The organism is Sorangiineae bacterium MSr11367 (assembly GCA_037157805.1).
GTDB lineage: Bacteria > Myxococcota_A > Polyangia > Polyangiales > Polyangiaceae > Pendulispora > Pendulispora rubella.
Window position 1 is genome coordinate 13451355 of the sequence record CP089983.1, and the last position, 18293, is coordinate 13469647.

An 18293-nucleotide genomic window follows, 5' to 3' on the forward strand; every position below is an offset into this window, starting at 1 on the left:
CCTCGCATTGTCGCCGGCCGTCGCGATCCGTCACGGGGAGGTGAGGGCGGCGTCGATGGCGGGGAGCAGGATGCTCTGCGGGTACGCTTTGCGGAAGGTGTTGGCGCGTCGTTCCGCTTCGTCGCGGCGGCCGCCCAGGGCCAGGGCCTGAATGAGCACGGCCTCGCGCTCTTCGACGAGGTAGCCGCGGGGCCATTTCTGCGCGTGGCGCTCGGCGGCGGCGATGGCATCCTCGGGGCGTCCTCGAGCCAGTGCCGCGCGCGCCGCATCGAGAACCTCGCGCTCGCGGGTGATGTCGCCGGGGTGTTCCAGGTGTGCGTTGGAGGAGGCCTTGGGGGCAGGCTCGGGATCCAGCGGGGGCAGGTCCGCGGGCTCCTCGGGCTGCTCCAGCGTGGCGATGGGCGGTGGTGCGATGAAGGTCGGTCGCGGCGCACCGCGGAAGTCCGAGGGCGCGGGCGCGGAGACGGCGACGTGGGGCTCGAGGGATGGGGCGACCGTCTTGACGACGGTGCCGCCGACGGCGCCTCCGGCGACGAAGGCCGACACCGTGGCGGCGACCACGGTTTTCAAGCCGAAGGCCGCGCCTGCGGCGTGCATGGCCCCCGCGGCGTGGGCTCCGCCGCTCGCGAGGCTCGCACCTCCGTCTCCGGTGGCAGGCGCGTCGCCGCCGCCATGACCCGCGCCGCCGCTGGGATCTCCGCCGCCTCCACCACCGCCAGGAGGCCCGCCGAGGGCGACGGCCCATTCGACGTGGGAGAGCACGCGGGCCTTGAGCCCGGCGTCGTCGTCGTAGGACTGCTTCTCGCGCTCGAAGAGCGCCGCGAGATCCGGCGGCAGGGGCTCGAAGTCGCTCATCGCGCACCTCCTGCTTTCTGCGCGACCGGGGCAGGCTGCGGCGTGTCGAGCGCCGCGACGGCGCGGCGGAAGTCCTCGCGTGCCAGGCGAAGGCGCGAGTACACGGTGTTCACGGGGATGCCGAGTTGCTCGGCGACCTCGGGGGCGGCGAAGCCTTCGAGATCGCACATGACGATGACCGTGCGCCGGTCGAAGTCGAGCGCCTCGAGCCCGCGTAGAACCAAGTCGCGCGCCTCGGCGTTGGGGTTCTTCGAGGCGCCGCGCCGTTCGAGAACGTCGTCGGAGACGTGGCCGCGCACCCGGGCGAGGCGGCGGTAGTTGGCCGCGAAGCGCAGCGAGAACGAGAAGAGCCACGTGCGCAGGGGCCGCGAGGGATCGTACTCGGCGTGCCGTTGATGGACGGTCACGAACAGCTCCTGCGCGACGTCCTGCAGATCGGCTTCGCGAACGCCGAGCCTCCGGAGCGATCGGCATACGAAGCCGAACTCCGCCTCGAACAGGCTCCGAAACGAGGGAGCGAGTACCGAAGCCTCCGGGGGTTGCACCGCCTTCATTTCAGCGTCACGACGAACGCGAAGTCCAGCCCAGCCGTGACGGGCGGTGCTGTCCACACCTCGTCTTTGTCGATGACCAGCGTCGTCCGCACCAAGGGAACGGCGCCTTCGACTGAAGCTCGGACGGACAAAACCTTGGTCAGCGGAATCATGTAACCGCCGCGAAGCCCCACGGAGCCAAAGGCGGACGTGCCCAGGCTCGGATGCACGACATCGGGCGCGCGACCTTGAAAGGCGCCGACGCGACCCACCCCGCACGCGAGCCACGAACCGAAGTGAAGGCACGGAACGAGCGCCCCCGAGTACACCGTGGCATTGACGCGATCGCCCGAATCGACGCGCGTCGTGGTGGGCGTGATTTCGGCGCGCCCCTCGGCCGACAGCGAGAAGACGCCGTAGCGAAAGCCGACCTCCATCGCACCGCCCAGGGTCATCGTGGGCGCGAGCGCGAACGAGGCCACGCCGCCCACGGATCCGAGGAAGGCGACGGGCTCCGAGGGTTCGCTCGTGCGCGTGGGGGCCGGGCTGCTGGTGCGCCGTTCGACGAAGACGACCTGCGGAGGGGGTGCGGGCGCAGGTTCGCCTGGCAACGTCGGCAACGATTCCGCCCGCGGCGCCGGCGCGGGCACTGGCGGCTCGGAGGCGGGCGCGCTCACATGCAGCGGATCCAGCGCCATGGCCACCGTCGTCGCCAGCGCCGCGGCGAGCGGCTCGCACCCCTCGCCGGTGAACTCGCGTGTGCCGGCGGCGGGGCCTCCGCGTTGCACCTCGGCACGCGCGCGCGTTTTCCCGCGCTCCTTGCGGAAAGAGACGCTCACCGCATGCTGCCCATCGGCGCGAAAGGGATCGTAGCCCAGTCGCGCCGCCACCAAATTGTGGAACGACGTCTCGTCGGGGCAGCCGGTGGTGTCGCCCGTCTCGTACGTCAATCGCGCGGTTTCATGCGGTGCATTGTCCGCGCCCCACGCCAGATGCGGCGAGGCCATGAGGCACACGACCGATGCGCAAACGACGTGCTTCCACATCCGACGCTAGTTCTTCCAGAAGCGCCGTTCGTCGGACTGCAGCAAGGCGAGGCGCCGCTGCTCCTGCATCACCGCGCCGTACGCTTTCGGCACGCGCGGATCGGCGGCGAGCCGGTAGAGAACGCGAAGCGCGGCCTCCGCGTCGTCGTTCGCACGGTGCGCATTTTCCAAGGCCACGCCGAGGCGCTGCGCAACCTCGCCGAGGGCCTTCGACTTCTCCTCTTTATGAATCTCGCGCGCCCAGACCAGCGGATCGATCCAGTCGACGTCGCGCCGGAGGGCGGGGCACGGCTTCGCGTCGGCCGCCGGCTGCTGCCCGGCGCGCCCGAACTCGTTGACGAGGAAGGCGCGGTCGAAGGCTGCGTTGTACGCCGCGGGAATGCAGCCGGCGAGCGACGCGGCGATCTCGTGCGCAATCTCGTGAAAGCGCGGCGAGTCCTTCACGTCGTCGTCGCTGATGTGGTGAACGTTCCGCGCTTCTTCCGGGATGGGGATGCCCGGGTTGATCAGCCAATTGTAGCGGGCGATCACGTCGCCATGCCGGCCGACGACCACGCCCACCTCCACCACGCGATCCACCGAGGCGTCGCGCCCCGTCGTTTCCACGTCGACGCAGGCCACGGGGATCTCGGACCAATCGACGTCGCCCGCGAATTCCTCCGCGAGGCCGCGCACGACCGCGCGAAGTAGGTGCGCGATGCCCGCGTAGTGTCGTCCGGTGGGAAAGCAGCCGCACCCGTCGGCGACTGTCCTCATGTGGCGAGCCTCATTTCTTGGCGTCTCGCGAAGCGTCGAGTCCTGCTGCGGATGCGGACGGCGCCGGGGCGGCGGTAGCCTTGCTGGGCTCGACGCCGGCGATGGAGAGCTCCAGCGCGATCCACTCCTTCAGGCCCGATTCGGCGGTGCGCGCATCGAACTCGCGCCCGTTGATGTAGATCGTCGGCGTGCCCTTCACCTGGAGCTGGTCGGCCAGCTTCTTGTCGGCGGTGATGCGCTCGGTGGCGGCGGCGGAGTTCGAGTCGGCCTTGAACTTGGCCATGTCGAGCCCGAGCTCCTTGGCGTAGCTATCCAAGTCGCTCTGCTCGAGGTGCTCGCGGTTGGCGAACATCTTCTTGTCCATCTCCCAGAACTTGCCCTGCTTGAACGCGGCAAAGCCCGCGCGCGCGGCGATTTCGCCGTGGGGGTGCCCGGAGAGCGGGAGGAACTTGTACACGAAGCGAACCTTGCTCGAGTTCTCCTCCACCGTCTTGTCGAGGATGGGGGCGAACATCGCGCAGAACGGGCACTCGAAGTCCGCGAACTCGATGATGGTCACCGGCGCCGACTCCGGCCCGCGCGACGGCGAGCCTTCGAGCGGCACGTTCTTGATGGCCGTCGCATCGAAGCGGTTCTTGTACGCTTTCTCGATCTGATCGCGCGATTGCCCATCGCGGACACCTTTGACCAGAAACTTCGCGGCCGGTGCGCACTTGGTGCAGGCGCGCTTCTCCTTCACGCATTGCGCGATGGGAACGGGCGTGTCGGCGCACGGCGAGAGAAACTCGTTCACGTACGTGGACCACTCCGTCTTCTCGCGCGGGGTGAGGACGCTCGTGTCGACGCCCGGCAGGTCGACGTTCGCGGGGGTCTGCGGATCCTTGGCCGCTTCGCCACCACCACCCGCCGACTGCTGCCCATGGCATGCGGACGTCCGCATCACCGAACCGAGCGCCGCCACGAGAAGAAGGCCTGCCTTAAAATGTGCGAAAGTCATAGGCGGCGGGCAGCTTAGTCGCTGTCGCAGCAAAATCGTAGGGGCTATATAGTCCGCCGGCGCCCGCCCAGGACCCGCGCACGGGAAGATCCCTGGAAGAGCCCCTAGAAGAGCACCGAACCTCGATGAATTCCGACGAAGAGCAAAGCGAGTCCCAAAAGCCGCAGCGTGCCCCCCTGCGCCTCATTACGGTGGGCGGCGGGCGCGGTGGCGTTGGCAAGAGCTTGCTCGCGCAGAATTTGGCCATTTACCTGGCCCAGCTCGGTAAGGCCGTCGTGCTGGTGGACGCCGATGCCACGGGGGCCAACCTGCACGCACACTTCGGTCTTGCGGCCGCGCAGCGCGAGCCTTCGCTGGACCCCAACGACGTCAAAAGCTTCCAGCGTGCGTTGATCCCGACCAGCGTGCCGGGCCTCAGCCTCCTGCCCGCCACGCACGATTCCATGGAGACGCCCTCCATCCAGCGCCCAGGGCGCAAGGGGCGGTGGATCGCCAAGGTTCGCACCTTGCCCGTGGAATTCGTGGTCATCGACGTGGGGCCTGGGCACGGCCATTTCGCGCTCGATGTCATGCTCGCCTCCGACGTGGGCATCGTGGTGACGGTTCCCGAGCCGCCCGCCATCGAGGCGACCTATCGATTCGTCCGGGCCGCTTTCGTCCGGCGTTTGCGGCGCGCTCTCTTTCGCGACCGCTTCCGGTTGCCGATTCTGCAGCGCGCCCTGAACGACTTGGGCGGCCTTCCCGGGCCGCTCGATCTGGTGCGCTCGGTCATCCGCACCGACCGCGCCCTGGCCACCATGGCCTGGGTGGAAGCACACCGGATGCATCTGCAACTCATCGTCAATCAGACGCGCGTCCGCACCGACTTGGAGCTCGGCACGTGGATGAGCGGTCTCTCGGCGCGCCACTACGGCGTGCCGCTCGACGAGCTGGGCTACATCGAGCACGACGACACGGTGTGGCTCACGGTGCGGCGCAACAAGCCGCTGCTCATCGACAGCCCCACCTGCAAAGCCGCACGCAACTTGGAGCGCATCGCCCGACGCGTGGTGGCGCTGCTGGCCGCGCGGAACGAAAAGGGCGGGTCGCCGCCGACATTTCCCCTGGAAATGCCCACGCTTTATGCAGGCTTGGGCATCACGCGCACGGCCAGCGACGAAGAAGTGCGCCGTGCGTACAAGCGCCAGAAGGAGATCTACGCCCAGGGCGGCCTGGCGACGGCGTCGCTGCTGAGCGAGGAGCAACTCAAGGCCGAGCGCGCGCGGCTCGACGAGGCGTACGACACCTTGCTCGATCCCGTGCGCCGGCGCGCGTACGACCTGTCGACGTTCCCCGACAACGAGGAGCCCGATGCGCTGGCGGCCCGCGCGACGCGCCCGGCGTTGGCGGCCGAGCAGATCATGCTGCAGAACGAGCTCGCGCGCGAAATTGGCCCGGAGACGGAGTTCACCGGTGCGCTGCTGCGCAAGGTTCGTGAATCGCAGGCCATCGAAATTGCCGAGATCAGCGCACGCACCAAGATTGCCAAAGCGCACTTGATTGCCATCGAAGAAGAGAACTTCGGTTTGCTGCCCGCCATCGTGTACGTGCGCGGCTTCGTGGCCGAGCTGGCCAAATATCTGAAGTTGGATCCCGCGCAGGTCCAAAAGACGTATTTGCGCCGCGTGCGCGAGGCCTTGGCGATCTCGAGCGGCAAAGGCACGGGGTGAGAACGGCGCTCGTTCTCTTCGTCGCCGCCTTCCTTCCGCGCATTCTCATTGCGCATTTCCTGGCAGGCGAGCCGGTTTGGGACGGGCACTATTACGATTTTGGTGCGCACCGCATCGCGCAAGGACTCGGTTATTCCGATGACGTGCACGTCGGCGGCGCGCCGGTGTGGCACCCGTGGTGCCATTACCCCGTTGGCTACAGCGCATTCCTGGGGTTCTTCTATTTCGTATTTGGCGAGCGGGCATGGGTGCCGAACGTGGTCAATGCCGCGGTATCGTCGCTGCTGCCGGTGTTCACCTGGGCGCTTGCGCGCGAGGGCCTGAGCGAAACGCGGGCGCGGATTGCCGGTGCGCTGGTGGCGATTCACCCGGGGCTCATTCTGTACTCCGCGCTGGTGATGACCGAGCCTCTGGCAGCCTTGGCGACCTTGATGGCCTTTTGGATCACCGTGCGCGATCCCCATGCGAAACGAGGTATCGCGTTGGGGGCGCTCATGCTGGGCGTCGGCGCATTGGTGCGCCCGCAAGCGCTCCTGGTGGCCCCCTTTTTGGCATTGCGCCTTTGGGACGCCCGAACGCCAACCCCTTTCCGAATCGGGGAATGGCGCGTATGGGGCAAGCTTCTCGTGGCCGCCGTGCTCGCGTGCGCCCTCGCGCTGGTTCCCGTGCTTCCCTGGACGGCGCGCAATTGCCGCGTGATGGACGGCTGCGCCTTAGTCAGCACCAACGCGGGCTGGAACCTGGCCATTGGCGCCTTCCCCCGCGCGACGGGGCGCTTCGAGACGCTGCGCGCGAGCGATGGATGCCGCGAGGTCACCGGCCAAGTGCAACAGGACCGGTGCTGGCTTCATTACGGATTGGAGCAAATCCGCGAACACCCGATTCATTGGCTTTCCCTCGTTCCGGCGAAACTCGGATTCACGTTCGACCATGAGTCCTTTCCCGTCGAATACCTGCGCGAGGCCAGGCCTCACGATTGGCCCGAGACCCGCCGCGTTGCCGCGCGCGAGCTTCTCACCGCCGTGCATCGCTTTCTGCTCATCGCCGCGCTGCTCGGGTGCATCGCCTTCGTGCGCAAGGGCCGGCGGCCCGTGTTCGCGCAGGGCCTGCTGGCCGCGCTTTCCGCCTTGCTGGTCTACGTGGCCGTGACTTCCCCGTCGCCGACGTTCTGGCCGCTGGCCGTCGCCTGCGCTCTCGTGCCATGGCTTCCGATACCGGGCCGCTCCGAATGGTCGAGCGCCTTGCTTTTGCCGGTATCTCTTCTGGCGACAACCGTCTTCGCCCACGCCGTTTTCTTCGGCGAAGATCGGTATCACATGGTGGTTACACCGGTGCTTTGCATCCTGGCCGTTGCCGGACTGCGCAAGCCGGCGATGCGTCGGGCTTAATAGTCGCCCTCCGGTTATCGTATTAACCAGCGACGCATGGATATCCTTCGCCGAGTAGGTCTTGGGCTTTTGGCCGGCACATTTCTCCTCTCGGCCTGCAGCGACGCTTCGACACCGCGCCAAACTGGCGCCACGAGCGAGCTCCGCGGCACACTGGAAGTGGTCCACTACGACGATTTCCAGAATCGCCGCTCGGGCGAAGAGTATTTCATGGTGACCCCGCAGGGGCGAATTCGACTTCATCTGCCCCGCACGTCGGACAGCGAAGCGTGGACGTCGGGCGTCCCCGTGACCGTGCGCGGCACGTGGTCGGGTGACCAGCAATTCTCCGTGACGTCGCTCGATGCGCAGCGCCGCCTCACCACGCGCGCGCTGGATGCCGATCCGGTGCATCGTTCCCGCAAGACCGCGGTCCTCCTGGCCAATTTTTCCAACAACCCGTCGGACACGCCGGTGACCGTCGCCGCCGCGAAGGCGGGCTTCTTCACGGGGGCGGATTCCGCCAATGCCTTTTGGAAAGAGGCCTCGTTCGGTTACGACGAGCTGATTGGCAAAGTCGACCCTTCGGGCGACGTGTACGGGTATTACACGCTCGATGTACCGAATACCGATTGCGGCGCCAACTTCGCGAGCTGGGGCGACAAAACCCTGGCGCGCGCCCAAGCCGCAGGGGTCGATCTTTCGGGGTACGATCACATCTCCTTCGTGTTCGCCGCCGAATGCGGTGCCGCCTGGGGTGAGGTTGGCGGCCAGAAGACTTGGCTTCCTGCGGGCTGGTACCTTCCAGCGTCGTACCACGAGCTGGGGCACAACTTCGGTTTGAACCACGCGAGCGCGTACGCGTGCACGGACGATGCGGGCCAATGGGTATCGATTTCCAATCGATGCGAGCACGGTGGTGATTGGGAATATGGCGACGCCTTCGACATCATGGGCGGTCCGGGGCATCTTCCCAGTGTGTGGAGCAAGGCTCGCCTCGGCTATTTGCGTTCGGCGGCCATCTCCACGGTGGAGCAGAGCGGCACCTTCACGCTTTCACCGTCGTCCGATGCGAATGGTTCGCAGTCGCTGCGCATTCTCAAAGAAGTGCTGGGCGGTGTGGCCTGGTATTACTACCTCGAATACCGCCGGCCGTACGGGCACTGGGACAACTTCGCGGCCACCGATCCGGTGGTGAACGGCGTGACGATTCGCCTGGCGCAGGATCACCTGCAGGGCAACGAAAAGCCGCGTCTCATCGACACGACGCCGACGACGCAGACCTCCGAGGGCAAGCGCAACTTCGCCGACGCGACGCTCGCCGCGGGGCAGACGTTCGACGATTCGCTGAGCGGTATTCATATCACGGTGGACGGCCTTTCGGCCAACGGTGCCCAAGTTCGAATTGCCGTGGACACCAGCGCCAACCCGCCGAGCAATGGAACGGGGTTGCGCGGGCAGTATTACGACAACGCGGATTTGAGCGCGCTCAAGGTGACCCGGACGGATCCCACGATCGACTTCGATTGGACGGGGCGCTCCCCGGATGCGTCGATGGCGGCGACGACCTATTCGGCGCGATGGCAAGGGCAATTGCTTGCGCAAGCCACCGGGCGACACACCTTTCATACGACGGCCAGCGACGGCGTGCGCCTTCGGGTCGATGGGCAATTGCTGATCGACAATTGGGTCGTTCAGGGCACCACGACGAAGAGCGCGGACGTCTTACTGAGCAAAGGCCAGCGCTACGCGATCGAGCTGGAGTACTTCCAGGACCAGGCCGCGGCCGCGGCCAAGTTGGAATGGACCCCGCCCTCGGCTGCGCGCGCGGTGGTGCCGGCGAGCCAGTTGTTTCCCGCGGGCGGTGTGATGTTCAGCTCGGGGTTCGAAGCGGCGGACACGCCGCCAACGTGGGTCGATACCGTCGACTGGAGTTCGAACGTGAGCCAGGCCCTCTCCTCGATTCGACAAGGGACTGCGCAGTCCGGCGTGGGCGCGCTGATGTTCTCGGGCAACGATGACTCGGCGAGCATCTCGTACACGTACAACAAGGTATTCGACGTCTCGATCCCTGTCTTTTCGACGACCACGCTTTCGTACGATATTTTTCCGCAGCAGCAGAATGGCACCTTCGTGGCCATCGACCTGATCTTCACCGACGGCTCGAGCCTGCGCGACTCGGGCGCCGTGGACCAATTCGGCGTGCAGCTCCACCCCACCTCACAGGGTCGCGGCGGCCACCTGGCGCTCAACGCATGGACGCACATCCAGTCCGTGATTGGCACGGTGGCCGCCGGCAAGACGATCGATCGCATTCTGATCGCGTACGACCAGCCGGAAAGCACGGGCCAATTCCGCGACTACGTCGACAATGTCACGGTGAAATAGAACCGAAGAAGGAAACCGCCAGGACGCCAGGGTCGCCAGGGGGGGCCAACGGAAACGGTTCTGGGCCCTGATTTTTTTGGTTTTCAATTCGCAACACTGGCGAAGTGACAAACAAAAAATCGTTTCCCGCTGGCGATCCTGGCGATCCCTGGCGCTCTTGGCGATTACCTTCTTCTGCGGGTGTTCAACGGTCCATGGAGTCGGTTACTTCAGGGCGGTGCCCTTCAGGGTCACGGTGCAAAGGCCGCTGCGGCCGGTGAGTTCCGTCGTCAACGTCGTGCCGTTGAGGACCATGGTGGCCGAGGTGAAGGTCACGTTGATGGGCGAGCTTCCGCCCGAGAGCGTGCACGCGGTCGACTCTTTGAGTTTCGCGTGGGTGGCGTCGGTTTGGATGTAGGTCAGTGGGCAGTCTTGCACTTTGGTGAGGATTTCGCCGGCGGCGGCGCCTGCCGTGACATCGAACGTCTTTCCCGTTTGATCGATGACATCCGAACTACAGGGTGACGTGACCTTGCTGCCCGACTGGAAGGTCCAATGCCCGAGAAAGGCACTGGCCGCATCGTCCGAATCCTCGGAAGCGAAGGCGGTGCCCGACAATCCAACGACGGCAAAAATGATCACGAGGCTCTTGTGCATGGATCGATACCTCCCGGAAATGAGGGTTCCCACCACCCTAATTGCCGAGCTTCGCGACCCTGCGGGGCGAAACGTCATCCGTAAGTCATTTAGGTGGGGCGACTTCGTAACTTGTATGTTCGGCTAAGATGTTTCCATCTTCGCTGCAGGTGCGAAATCGCATGTTGGTGTGAGCCGAAATGAGATGCTGAGGGCCCTCTCAGAAAACGACGGCACAGCGTCGCGCGATTCCGCGCCGCGCGCGGTCGACTTGGAGGATGCACATGCGAAAATGGGCCATCGTAGCCATCATGGTTTTGTCCGGATGCGCCGGCAGCAATGGCAATTCCAGTGACGACAACGGTACTTCGCGAGATCCGGTTAGCACGGAGGATACAAAGGATACGCCGACCACGTCGACCGAAGCCGCTGTGAACGAGGGGAAAGGCAAGCCGCCGACGAAACCCGATTACCGCCTCGTCTGCGGATGCTTTCCCAGTGACGACAAACCCGTTCCCGTCGACCCGAAAGATCCTAAATCAGGCGGGGGGAAGGGCGATGAGTCTCCCAACGAGCCCGCCCGCGGTAAGCCGTGCAGGATCGTTTTCGGCGACGTATCACAGCCACCGGATAAACCCACCGATCCGAAGCCGATTCCGGACAAGGATCCCGGGAAAGACCCTGGGAAGGATCCCGGGAAAGACCCTGGCAAGGATCCAGGAAAAGATCCTGGCAAGGATCCAGGAAAAGATCCTGGCAAGGAGCCGCCCGGCAAGCCCGTACCGAGCGATGGCCTCGACGGCTATTACAGTTGTGTAACCGTCGCGGAGCCGGGCCCGGGCAAGCCCACCGAGCCCAAGCCGGGCGATCCCAAGCCCACCGAGCCCAAGCCGATTCCGGGCAAGCCTTAGCCTCGCGTCGAATCTTGATTGTGGACCCGAATGGACTGCAGCCGTTCGGGTCTATTTGGGATAGACGCAGGTGGCTTTGCAGCCGCCATCGCATTTCCACTGTTTCGATGTGGCGTCGCAAAAGCATTTCGGCGGCGAGCAATTGCTGTCGCATACGAGCCCGGTCGGGCAACCCACCAAGGTGCAATCGAGGCCCGTCGTATCGGTGCAACCCGTGGCAGCGCATAAGTTGCCATGGCAGCATTTTGGGCTGCTCGTGCACCCGGGGTCGCACGTCTGGCCCATGTAACAGCGTTCCCCCTTGTTGCATTGCGCGTCCTCGAAGCACGAGCTGGGTAGCCCGCAGCTGCACACCGTGCAGCCGTTCACGTTGTCGGACACCTTGCTCGCGTTGGGCGGGCAGGTTTTGCAGCCCTCCGAGGGATCCATCTTCGCGCAGGGCTTGCACGTCGCAAACTTCTCATCGGGGGCCTGGGTACAGAGCGTGCCCAACGCGCACGTCTCGTGCGTCTTGCACGCGGCTGGTGACGGAGGGGCCTCGCCGTCCGGCTTCTGCGGCAACGGCTCTTGCGGCTTTTCCTTCTCGTCGAGCGTGGACAGAATTTCACGCTCGGGGCTGCATCCCGCCGCAGCGGCGGAGGTTGCGAAGAGCAGAGCGGCAACGCGCGCCAGACGGGTCATCGAGGGGGAGAGCCGCCTCGGCGGCAAAAGAGCTCACACATTTTTATCTATTGTGAGCCGGTTCGGCAGGGTCGAGGCTCTTTTCGGAGAGGATGCGCCGCGCCACCCGTCACGAATCCGATGAGTCTGCGAGTTTCGGCTCGCGCTACGAGGTGCCCGTGGTGGCCACGCCCAGCGATGGCGAGTTGGTCGAACGCATCCGCACAGGCGACAGCTGGGCCAAGGAAGCGCTCTATCGCAAGTATTTCGGCGGGATCTGGGCCGTGGTGCTCCGGCTCTTGGGCAACCGCGCGGATGCCGAGGACGTGGTGCAAGACACGTTCGCCATCGCGCTGACGGAATTCGAGAGCCTGCGGCGCCCCGAGGCCGTCGGCGCCTGGCTGATGCAAATTGCCGTGCGCCAGACCCACCGGCGCTTTCGGCGACGCAAACTGCGGCGTCTCTTGGGGCTCGACCGCAGCATCGACGACGCCTCGCTCGAGCTGCTCGCCCACGAAGGAACGTCGCCGGAGGTGCGCGCCGAGTTGGAAAAGGTCGATCGGGTGCTGGCGCGTCTAGCTCCGGCCCAACGCATCGCATGGATGCTTCGTTACGTGGAAGGGGGCTCGCTCGAGGAGGTCGCGGCGGCATGCAGTTGTTCGCTGGCCACGGTCAAACGGCGCATCGTGGCGGCGGAAGACGAGGTTCGAAAGCACGTAAAGATGGAGGAGGCGTAACGTGGCGGATCTCAAGACTCCCCTTCGGAAACACCTCGAGGACGGCTTCGACGAGGCCGACGTGCAACGGAACTGGCGCGGTGTGCAACGGCGCCTGGTGCATCAGGAGCTCAGGTCAAAGCGATCGACCTGGTCGATGGCCTTTGCCGCGGTGGCGGTGGTGGGTGTGGCGGTGCTCGTGTTGTGGGTTTCGGGCGTGCGGTGGACGTCGGCGGGGCCGCTGCGGTTGGCGGCGGGGCCGCTTCCCGGCGAGCTTGCTGCATCCGGGGCGGGCCAGACCGTGCGCACGGAGTTGTCGGATGGCTCGCGGGTGACGCTTGCGCCGAATACGCACCTGGAGGTGCTCGAGAACAGCGGGGATGCGTTCGTGACGGCGCTGCGGCGGGGGCGCAGCAGCTTCGACGTGAAGCCGGGTGGCTCGCGGCGGTGGGTGATCGAGTGCGGGCTCGCGACCGTGGAGGTGGTGGGGACGGCGTTTTCGATTCAGCGCGATGGGGACAAGGTCGACGTGGTGGTGGAGCGCGGCATCGTGTCGGTGCGCGGGGAGCTGGTTCCGGGCCGCGAGCGGAGGTTGACGGCGGGGGAGCGGATCCGGGTTGCGGCGACTGCGGAAGAGGAAGCGGTGGATGCCGGTGCGGCCGAGGATGGGGGAGGCTTCGAGATGAAGATGACCGTGCGGCGCTTCGAGCCCGAGCCCGAGCCCGCGCACGTCGACGAGCACGAGCACGAACACGGGCAGGTGAACGAGCACGAGCAGGTGGCGCCGGTGGTGGACGAGGTCGGGGGGATGCTGCGCGAGGCGGATCGAGCGCAGAAGGCGGGGGACAAGAAGCGCGCGGCGGAGGTTCTTCACAAAGTGGTGCGCGAGGCGCATGGGGATCCGCGTGCAGCGTTTGCCGCGTTTTCGCTGGCGCGGCTCACCATGGAGGACGATCCGCGTGCGGCGGCGGCAGCGTTGGCGGCGATGCTCGATGCGGGCGTTCCCCGCGGGCTCGAGGAGGACGTTCGCGCGCGGTGCGTGGAAGCCTACGCGCGGGCAGGCGATCCCGAGAAAGCTCGGGCGGCCGCGGCGGAATACGAGCGCCGTTTTCCCGAGGGAACGCGCGGGGAGGAGGTTCGGCGCTGGGCGCGTCCTTGAAACGAGGGCTTGCCGCGTGGCTCGCGGTGACGCTGTGGGGGACGGCCGGGGTGGCGCAGACGAACGAAGTGCGCGTGCGGTTGCCATCGTGTGCTACGGCGCCGTTCGACTACGAGGAGTTCACCGAGGTGCTGCGCGTCGAATTGGCGCCGGATCCCGTGGTTGTCGGCACCGCGGAGAGCACCGTCGACGTGGACATGCCATGCGAAGGCGCAAGCCATGTGCAAATCCGCGTGCGCGGTGCGGCCGTGCGCAGGATGGACATCGGCGATTTGCCCACCGGGGCAAGGCCGCGCGGCATCGCCGTGGTGGCCGCGGAATTGGTGCGCTCGGCGCGAAGCGGCCATGACGCGCCCGCCCCACCACCGAAGCCCGAGGAGCCGCCGCCTCCACCGCCACCTTCGCCACCTTCGCCAGCGCCCGCGAAGGTGGATGCTCCTCCGACGAGAACGCGTACCATCACGTGGGACGTGCGTGCGGCGGCGGAGGGGCGCGTCTTTCTCGTGGCGCCCACGGCGCTCTTCGGGGCGAGCCTCGGCGGACGCTTCCACCGTGTGCGCGGCGGTATCGCTCTCCTGCGCGGCAGCGCTGGCGATGCACTCGGACGCACCGATCTCACCCTGGTCTACGGAAGCCTCGGCTTCGAAGTATGGCGGCTCTCCGCCGGGCGATTCGAGTTCGTCCTCGCCCCACGCGCATCCGCCGGCGTGATTGCCGCCGACGCCACGGCCAACGCCCGCGCCACGGGCCGAAGCTCGCGCGAGCCTTACCTCGACGCTGCCCTCGGGTTCGAGGCGCGCGTTCGGATCGGCGACGTTGCTTGGGCAACCTTCGACGCCGATGCCGGCTACGCGCGCGGTCTCATCGCGACCGCCGATCAGCGCGTCGTGGCCCGTCCCGATGGACTTTTCGTCGGTTTGCGCGCCGGGATCGCCATCGCGCCCTGAAGCACTCGAGATTTGCATCCTGATCGCCACGGCGGGGCAATCCGCGCCGTCTCGCCCGGTTCCAAGTACGCGGAAATTGGCTCACTGCGTCGGCACGCCCACTGCACGAGGGCCTACCAACTCGCCGGCGAACCGAGCGCAGACTGAGTAGGCGATGGCCGATGAGGCCATGAGGGCCTCAGGCCCGAATGAATCAAACCCGAGAAAAAGGAGAGGAAACAATGAATTGGGATAGCCTGAAAGGTGACTGGAAGGTTCTCAAGGGCCAAGTTCGTCAAAAGTGGGGCAAGCTCACCGACGACGATTTGGAGCAGATCGCAGGGCAGCGTGACGAGTTCCTCGGACGCTTGCAGCAGCGTTACGGCTACAAGAAGGACGAAGCCGAGCGCCAAGTGGACGAGTGGATCAAGTCCGTAGGGAGGTAGCGCTCTTCTTGCGAAGAATGCGAACTCTCGCCGTGAGCCGTGATACATCCGCACCCTTAGGATGATTGGACGGCTCACCGGCAAAGTGCTCGCACACGAGGAAGACGGCGCGATCGTCGTCGATGTCGCGGGCGTCGGGTACGAAGTGACGGTGCCCCTCGGAACCGTGGGGCGCGCGTCGACGGACGACACGGGACGAACGACCCTGTACGTCCACACCCACGCGCGGGAGGATCAGTTGGTCCTCTTCGGCTTTGCGACCATCGGCGATCGCGTCGCCTTTCGGACCCTCATCGGCGTATCGAGCGTGGGTCCCAAAACGGCCATCGCGGTTCTCGGTGCGCTCCCCGCGCCGGATCTGGCGCGGGCCATCTCGGCGAAGGATGTGAGCAAGCTCACGTCGGTGCCGGGCATCGGCAAAAAGACCGCCGAGCGCCTCCTGCTCGAACTGCGCGACAAGATCGCGCTGGCGGGCGTCGTCCCCCCGACCGACGGCGCCCCGACGGCAGGCCGCGCACCGCAGGCCGCCCCCGCGCTGAGCACCGCCGAGCTCACCATCTCGGCGCTGACCCGCATGGGGTACAAGCAAACGGAGGCCGAGCGCGCCGTCAATGCCCTGGGTGACAAGGCCGACAAGGCCCCCCTGACCGAGGTCGTCCGAGAAGCGCTCGCCCTTTTGGCCAAATAGGCAAAATATCCCCCGGCTTTTCTTCCGCCTGGACCCCGCACTATAAGGAGCCATGGCGAAAAAACGCTTACGGCAGGCGGCACGGCACGAACGCCGCTTCTTTCCCCAGAGCTCGGCCAACCCCGTCCTGGTCCGCGTCATCGGCGGCGTGGGGGCGATGGCGCTCGGCGCGGGAGCGTGGGGACAACTCTTTGCGACGGAGCCCTTCAAGGCCACGCCGTGGCTGCTGGCGGCGGGGGCGGGGCTCTTTGGTTTCGCCATCTGGTTCGGCACCAGCGGCGATTCCGTGCTGCGCGTCGGTGACGGCGGCGTGGGAACCGATCGCGGCACCATCCGCCGCATCGCTTGGCACGCTGTGACGGGCATCACCTGGGATTCCGAGAAAAAGAGCGTCGTCGTCAAAGGTCGCGACGAGGCCGACCAGGAATTCACCGTGGCCGCCCGCGTAGCCTCGCAGCCGCAGGCCGCCGCGTGGATCCTCAAAGAGGCGCGGGAGCGCATCGCCGATCTCGTCTCGGTGCCGGAAGATGTCTCCGTGCCGGAGGCCATCGACGACCCTACGGACATCCAAGCCATGGATGCGCTGCAGGTCGTCGGCAAGCGATGTGCGGCCAGCAACCGGACCATCGCCTACGAGCCCGACGCGCGCATCTGCACGCGCTGTGAGCGTGTCTATCACAAGGATTACGTCCCCAAGAAATGCGCGTGTGGCGCCCCCATGCCGCAAATGAAGGAGAAGTCCGCATGACGATGCGTCCGGATTCGCTGGTCTCGCCCACCCTTCCTGCCGGCGCCATGCCCGGCATCGTCGCGGTGCTCGGCGCAGGAACGATGGGGCAGGGCATCGCGCAGGTGGCCGCGCAAAATGGCTACCGCGTGCGCATCTACGATGCGGCGCCGGCCCGCGCGCAGCAAGCGCGCACGAACATCGTCGCGCAGCTCGAGAAGCTCGTCACCAAGGGCAAATTGACCGAGGCGGCCCGCGAGCGCGCCATCGAGTCCCTCACGCCCGCCACCGATCTTCGCGAGGCATGTGCCGGTTGCAACGTGGTCATCGAGGCGGCGCCGGAGGACATCGCGCTGAAGGTCGCCCTTTTTCGCGAGGTGCTCGACGTTGCACCGAACGCGCTGCTCGGTTCCAACACGTCGTCGCTTTCGCTCACGGAGCTTGGGGCCAAGGTCGGTGCGCCGGAGCGGGTCATCGGCCTGCACTTCTTCAACCCACCGCCGGTGATGGAGCTGCTCGAGATCGTGCGCGGCATCGGCACCTCGGACGAGACGCTCTCGCACGCGCTCGACTTGGCCAAGCACCTGGGCAAGACGCCCATCGTCGTGCGCGATTCCCCGGGTTTCGCCACCAGCCGCCTGGGCGTGCTGCTCGGCGCGGAAGCGATCCGCATGCTGGAAACCGGCGTCGCGAGTGCGGCCGACATCGACCGCGGCATGGAGCTCGGCTACCGCCATCCCATGGGCCCGCTGAAGCTGACCGACTTGGTCGGCCTCGACGTGCGCCTGGCGATCCTCGAGCACCTGCACAAAGAGGTGGGGGAGCAATTCCGGCCCCCGGCGCTTTTGCGCACGATGGTGCGCGCGGGCAAGCTCGGTAAGAAGACTGGCGAAGGATTCTACGTTTGGCAGGACGGTGTCGCTCACGCGAAATAACCATCCCCTTCTTGCCCCGCCGCCCGGGCCGCCCTGGGATCTGCCGCCGCAAGAAGTTCCCTGGGCGTTCGTCGACCTGGAGATGACCGGTCTCAATCCGTCGCGCGATCGCGTGCTCGAGATCTGCATCGAGCGCGTGCGCGGCATCGACGCGGACTCCGAGCCCGAGGGCGTGCTGGAGACGCTCGTCCTGCCCAGCGATTTTACGCCTGGAAATGTCCACATTCACGGCATCGACGCCGAAGCCCTCGCGGGGGCCCCGTCGTTCGATGCCATCGCGGAGCGCGCGATCGAGCTGCTCGACGGCGCCGTGGTGGTGGCCCACGCGGCGGAGTGGGACGTGGCCTTCCTCGAGATGGAGCTGGAACGCGCGGGCCGGCCGTCGCCTGTGTCACTGATGCACCCCGTCGACACTTTGATCCTCGCGCGGCGGGCGCTCGCGCTTCAGAGCTACTCGCTGAAGAACCTCGCGGTGTCGCTGGGCATCGACCACGGGCAGGCGCATCGTGCCGGGCCGGACGTGCGGGCCATGCGCCGCGTGTTCGAGAAGTGTGTCGCCGAGCTCGCTCCGGTGAGCGCGCGCGATTTGTGGGAGGTGCGCGTCGCGGCCCGTCGGGCGCGAAGTGCCATCGTGGCGGCGTGCGAAGAGGCCGTTCTCCATGAAAATACGGTACTTTTGACCTACCGACCCAGCCGTCGTAAGCCCGAGCCCCTGCTCATGGTCTTGACGGAAATACGTGCCGATCTCGACCCGCCGCGGGTGATCGGCTATCAGCTTCCGGGCCGCGGCCGGCGCGAGCTTCGGGCCGATCGCATCCTTCGAATCGATCCCGCTCCGGCAGATACCGCGACTTCATGA

19 protein-coding genes are annotated in these 18293 nt (G+C 66.4%); 12 read left to right on the plus strand and 7 right to left on the minus strand.

What is annotated here, in order from left to right:
* Positions 1 to 30 precede the first annotated feature (30 nt).
* The 5 genes from LVJ94_52570 to LVJ94_52590 are packed head-to-tail and all read right to left on the minus strand — an operon-like array spanning position 31 to position 4187.
* Entirely contained in the window at positions 31 to 855 is an 825-nt protein-coding gene (locus LVJ94_52570) for a hypothetical protein (GenBank protein WXB05519.1), read from the minus strand.
* Positions 852 to 1409: a sigma-70 family RNA polymerase sigma factor gene (locus tag LVJ94_52575; GenBank protein ID WXB05520.1), complete on the minus strand. Its 558-nt coding sequence runs from the start codon at positions 1407 to 1409 to the stop codon at positions 852 to 854. Before LVJ94_52575 ends, LVJ94_52570 begins: the two co-directional genes overlap by 4 nt.
* On the minus strand, positions 1406 to 2434 hold the full coding sequence (locus tag LVJ94_52580) for a hypothetical protein (protein ID WXB05521.1): 1029 nt from the start codon (positions 2432 to 2434) through the stop codon (positions 1406 to 1408). Before LVJ94_52580 ends, LVJ94_52575 begins: the two co-directional genes overlap by 4 nt.
* 6 nt (positions 2435 to 2440) lie before the next feature.
* Entirely contained in the window at positions 2441 to 3190 is a 750-nt protein-coding gene (locus LVJ94_52585) for a 3'-5' exonuclease (protein ID WXB05522.1), read from the minus strand.
* Between the two features lie 10 nt (positions 3191 to 3200).
* On the minus strand, positions 3201 to 4187 hold the full coding sequence (locus tag LVJ94_52590; GenBank protein ID WXB05523.1) for a DsbA family protein: 987 nt from the start codon (positions 4185 to 4187) through the stop codon (positions 3201 to 3203).
* A 125-nt stretch (positions 4188 to 4312) separates the two neighbouring features.
* Between LVJ94_52590 and LVJ94_52595 the strand changes: the two genes are divergently transcribed.
* Genes LVJ94_52595 through LVJ94_52605 form a run of 3 tightly spaced genes read left to right on the plus strand, consistent with a single transcriptional unit; the run spans position 4313 to position 9651 of the window.
* The gene (locus LVJ94_52595) at positions 4313 to 5896 is read left to right on the plus strand and encodes a helix-turn-helix domain-containing protein (protein ID WXB05524.1); all 1584 of its coding nucleotides are present in this window, start codon (positions 4313 to 4315) and stop codon (positions 5894 to 5896) included.
* Positions 5893 to 7284, plus strand: a complete 1392-nt coding sequence (locus tag LVJ94_52600; GenBank protein WXB05525.1) for a glycosyltransferase family 39 protein — start codon at positions 5893 to 5895, stop codon at positions 7282 to 7284. The genes LVJ94_52595 and LVJ94_52600 overlap by 4 nt, the downstream gene beginning before the upstream one ends.
* A gap of 36 nt (positions 7285 to 7320) precedes the next feature.
* Positions 7321 to 9651 carry a PA14 domain-containing protein gene (locus LVJ94_52605; GenBank protein ID WXB05526.1) on the plus strand — a complete coding sequence of 777 codons (2331 nt, stop codon included), beginning with the start codon at positions 7321 to 7323 and terminating at the stop codon, positions 9649 to 9651.
* Positions 9652 to 9855: 204 nt separating this feature from the next.
* Here LVJ94_52605 and LVJ94_52610 read toward each other — a convergent pair whose 3' ends face one another.
* On the minus strand, positions 9856 to 10287 hold the full coding sequence (locus tag LVJ94_52610; protein WXB05527.1) for a hypothetical protein: 432 nt from the start codon (positions 10285 to 10287) through the stop codon (positions 9856 to 9858).
* A gap of 410 nt (positions 10288 to 10697) precedes the next feature.
* Here LVJ94_52610 and LVJ94_52615 point away from each other — a divergent pair, with 410 nt between their 5' ends.
* A complete protein-coding gene (locus LVJ94_52615) occupies positions 10698 to 11177 on the plus strand; it encodes a hypothetical protein (GenBank protein WXB05528.1) in 480 nt (159 codons plus the stop codon).
* Positions 11178 to 11228: 51 nt separating this feature from the next.
* Here LVJ94_52615 and LVJ94_52620 read toward each other — a convergent pair whose 3' ends face one another.
* On the minus strand, positions 11229 to 11858 hold the full coding sequence (locus tag LVJ94_52620; GenBank protein ID WXB05529.1) for a hypothetical protein: 630 nt from the start codon (positions 11856 to 11858) through the stop codon (positions 11229 to 11231).
* 92 nt (positions 11859 to 11950) lie between these two features.
* On the opposite strand from LVJ94_52620, the gene LVJ94_52625 reads away from it, so the two are divergent.
* The 8 genes from LVJ94_52625 to LVJ94_52660 all read left to right on the plus strand — a co-directional run bounded on the left by LVJ94_52625 (position 11951) and on the right by LVJ94_52660 (position 18293).
* Positions 11951 to 12574, plus strand: a complete 624-nt coding sequence (locus tag LVJ94_52625) for an RNA polymerase sigma factor (protein WXB05530.1) — start codon at positions 11951 to 11953, stop codon at positions 12572 to 12574.
* Position 12575: 1 nt separating this feature from the next.
* The gene (locus LVJ94_52630; protein ID WXB05531.1) at positions 12576 to 13712 is read left to right on the plus strand and encodes a FecR domain-containing protein; all 1137 of its coding nucleotides are present in this window, start codon (positions 12576 to 12578) and stop codon (positions 13710 to 13712) included.
* The gene (locus LVJ94_52635; GenBank protein WXB05532.1) at positions 13709 to 14659 is read left to right on the plus strand and encodes a hypothetical protein; all 951 of its coding nucleotides are present in this window, start codon (positions 13709 to 13711) and stop codon (positions 14657 to 14659) included. The genes LVJ94_52630 and LVJ94_52635 overlap by 4 nt, the downstream gene beginning before the upstream one ends.
* Positions 14660 to 14880: 221 nt before the next feature.
* Positions 14881 to 15084 carry a CsbD family protein gene (locus LVJ94_52640; GenBank protein WXB05533.1) on the plus strand — a complete coding sequence of 68 codons (204 nt, stop codon included), beginning with the start codon at positions 14881 to 14883 and terminating at the stop codon, positions 15082 to 15084.
* Between the two features lie 61 nt (positions 15085 to 15145).
* Entirely contained in the window at positions 15146 to 15772 is a 627-nt protein-coding gene (ruvA, locus tag LVJ94_52645) for a Holliday junction branch migration protein RuvA (GenBank protein WXB05534.1), read from the plus strand.
* A 52-nt stretch (positions 15773 to 15824) separates the two neighbouring features.
* On the plus strand, positions 15825 to 16520 hold the full coding sequence (locus tag LVJ94_52650) for a hypothetical protein (protein ID WXB05535.1): 696 nt from the start codon (positions 15825 to 15827) through the stop codon (positions 16518 to 16520).
* Between the two features lie 2 nt (positions 16521 to 16522).
* Positions 16523 to 17434, plus strand: coding sequence for a 3-hydroxyacyl-CoA dehydrogenase family protein (locus LVJ94_52655; GenBank protein ID WXB10827.1), 912 nt, complete (start codon positions 16523 to 16525; stop codon positions 17432 to 17434).
* A complete protein-coding gene (locus LVJ94_52660) occupies positions 17415 to 18293 on the plus strand; it encodes a 3'-5' exonuclease (GenBank protein WXB05536.1) in 879 nt (292 codons plus the stop codon). The genes LVJ94_52655 and LVJ94_52660 overlap by 20 nt, the downstream gene beginning before the upstream one ends.

Coding starts and splice junctions, on each gene's coding strand:
- LVJ94_52570 (WXB05519.1), bottom strand. CDS start 855: ATGAGCGACTTCGAGCCCCTGCCGCCGGATCTCGCGGCGCTCTTCGAG.
- LVJ94_52575 (WXB05520.1), bottom strand. CDS start 1,409: ATGAAGGCGGTGCAACCCCCGGAGGCTTCGGTACTCGCTCCCTCGTTT.
- LVJ94_52580 (WXB05521.1), bottom strand. CDS start 2,434: ATGTGGAAGCACGTCGTTTGCGCATCGGTCGTGTGCCTCATGGCCTCG.
- LVJ94_52585 (WXB05522.1), bottom strand. CDS start 3,190: ATGAGGACAGTCGCCGACGGGTGCGGCTGCTTTCCCACCGGACGACAC.
- LVJ94_52590 (WXB05523.1), bottom strand. CDS start 4,187: ATGACTTTCGCACATTTTAAGGCAGGCCTTCTTCTCGTGGCGGCGCTC.
- LVJ94_52595 (WXB05524.1), top strand. CDS start 4,313: ATGAATTCCGACGAAGAGCAAAGCGAGTCCCAAAAGCCGCAGCGTGCC.
- LVJ94_52605 (WXB05526.1), top strand. CDS start 7,321: ATGGATATCCTTCGCCGAGTAGGTCTTGGGCTTTTGGCCGGCACATTT.
- LVJ94_52610 (WXB05527.1), bottom strand. CDS start 10,287: ATGCACAAGAGCCTCGTGATCATTTTTGCCGTCGTTGGATTGTCGGGC.
- LVJ94_52620 (WXB05529.1), bottom strand. CDS start 11,858: ATGACCCGTCTGGCGCGCGTTGCCGCTCTGCTCTTCGCAACCTCCGCC.
- LVJ94_52625 (WXB05530.1), top strand. CDS start 11,951: ATGCGCCGCGCCACCCGTCACGAATCCGATGAGTCTGCGAGTTTCGGC.
- LVJ94_52640 (WXB05533.1), top strand. CDS start 14,881: ATGAATTGGGATAGCCTGAAAGGTGACTGGAAGGTTCTCAAGGGCCAA.
- ruvA (WXB05534.1), top strand. CDS start 15,146: ATGATTGGACGGCTCACCGGCAAAGTGCTCGCACACGAGGAAGACGGC.
- LVJ94_52650 (WXB05535.1), top strand. CDS start 15,825: ATGGCGAAAAAACGCTTACGGCAGGCGGCACGGCACGAACGCCGCTTC.
- LVJ94_52655 (WXB10827.1), top strand. CDS start 16,523: ATGCGTCCGGATTCGCTGGTCTCGCCCACCCTTCCTGCCGGCGCCATG.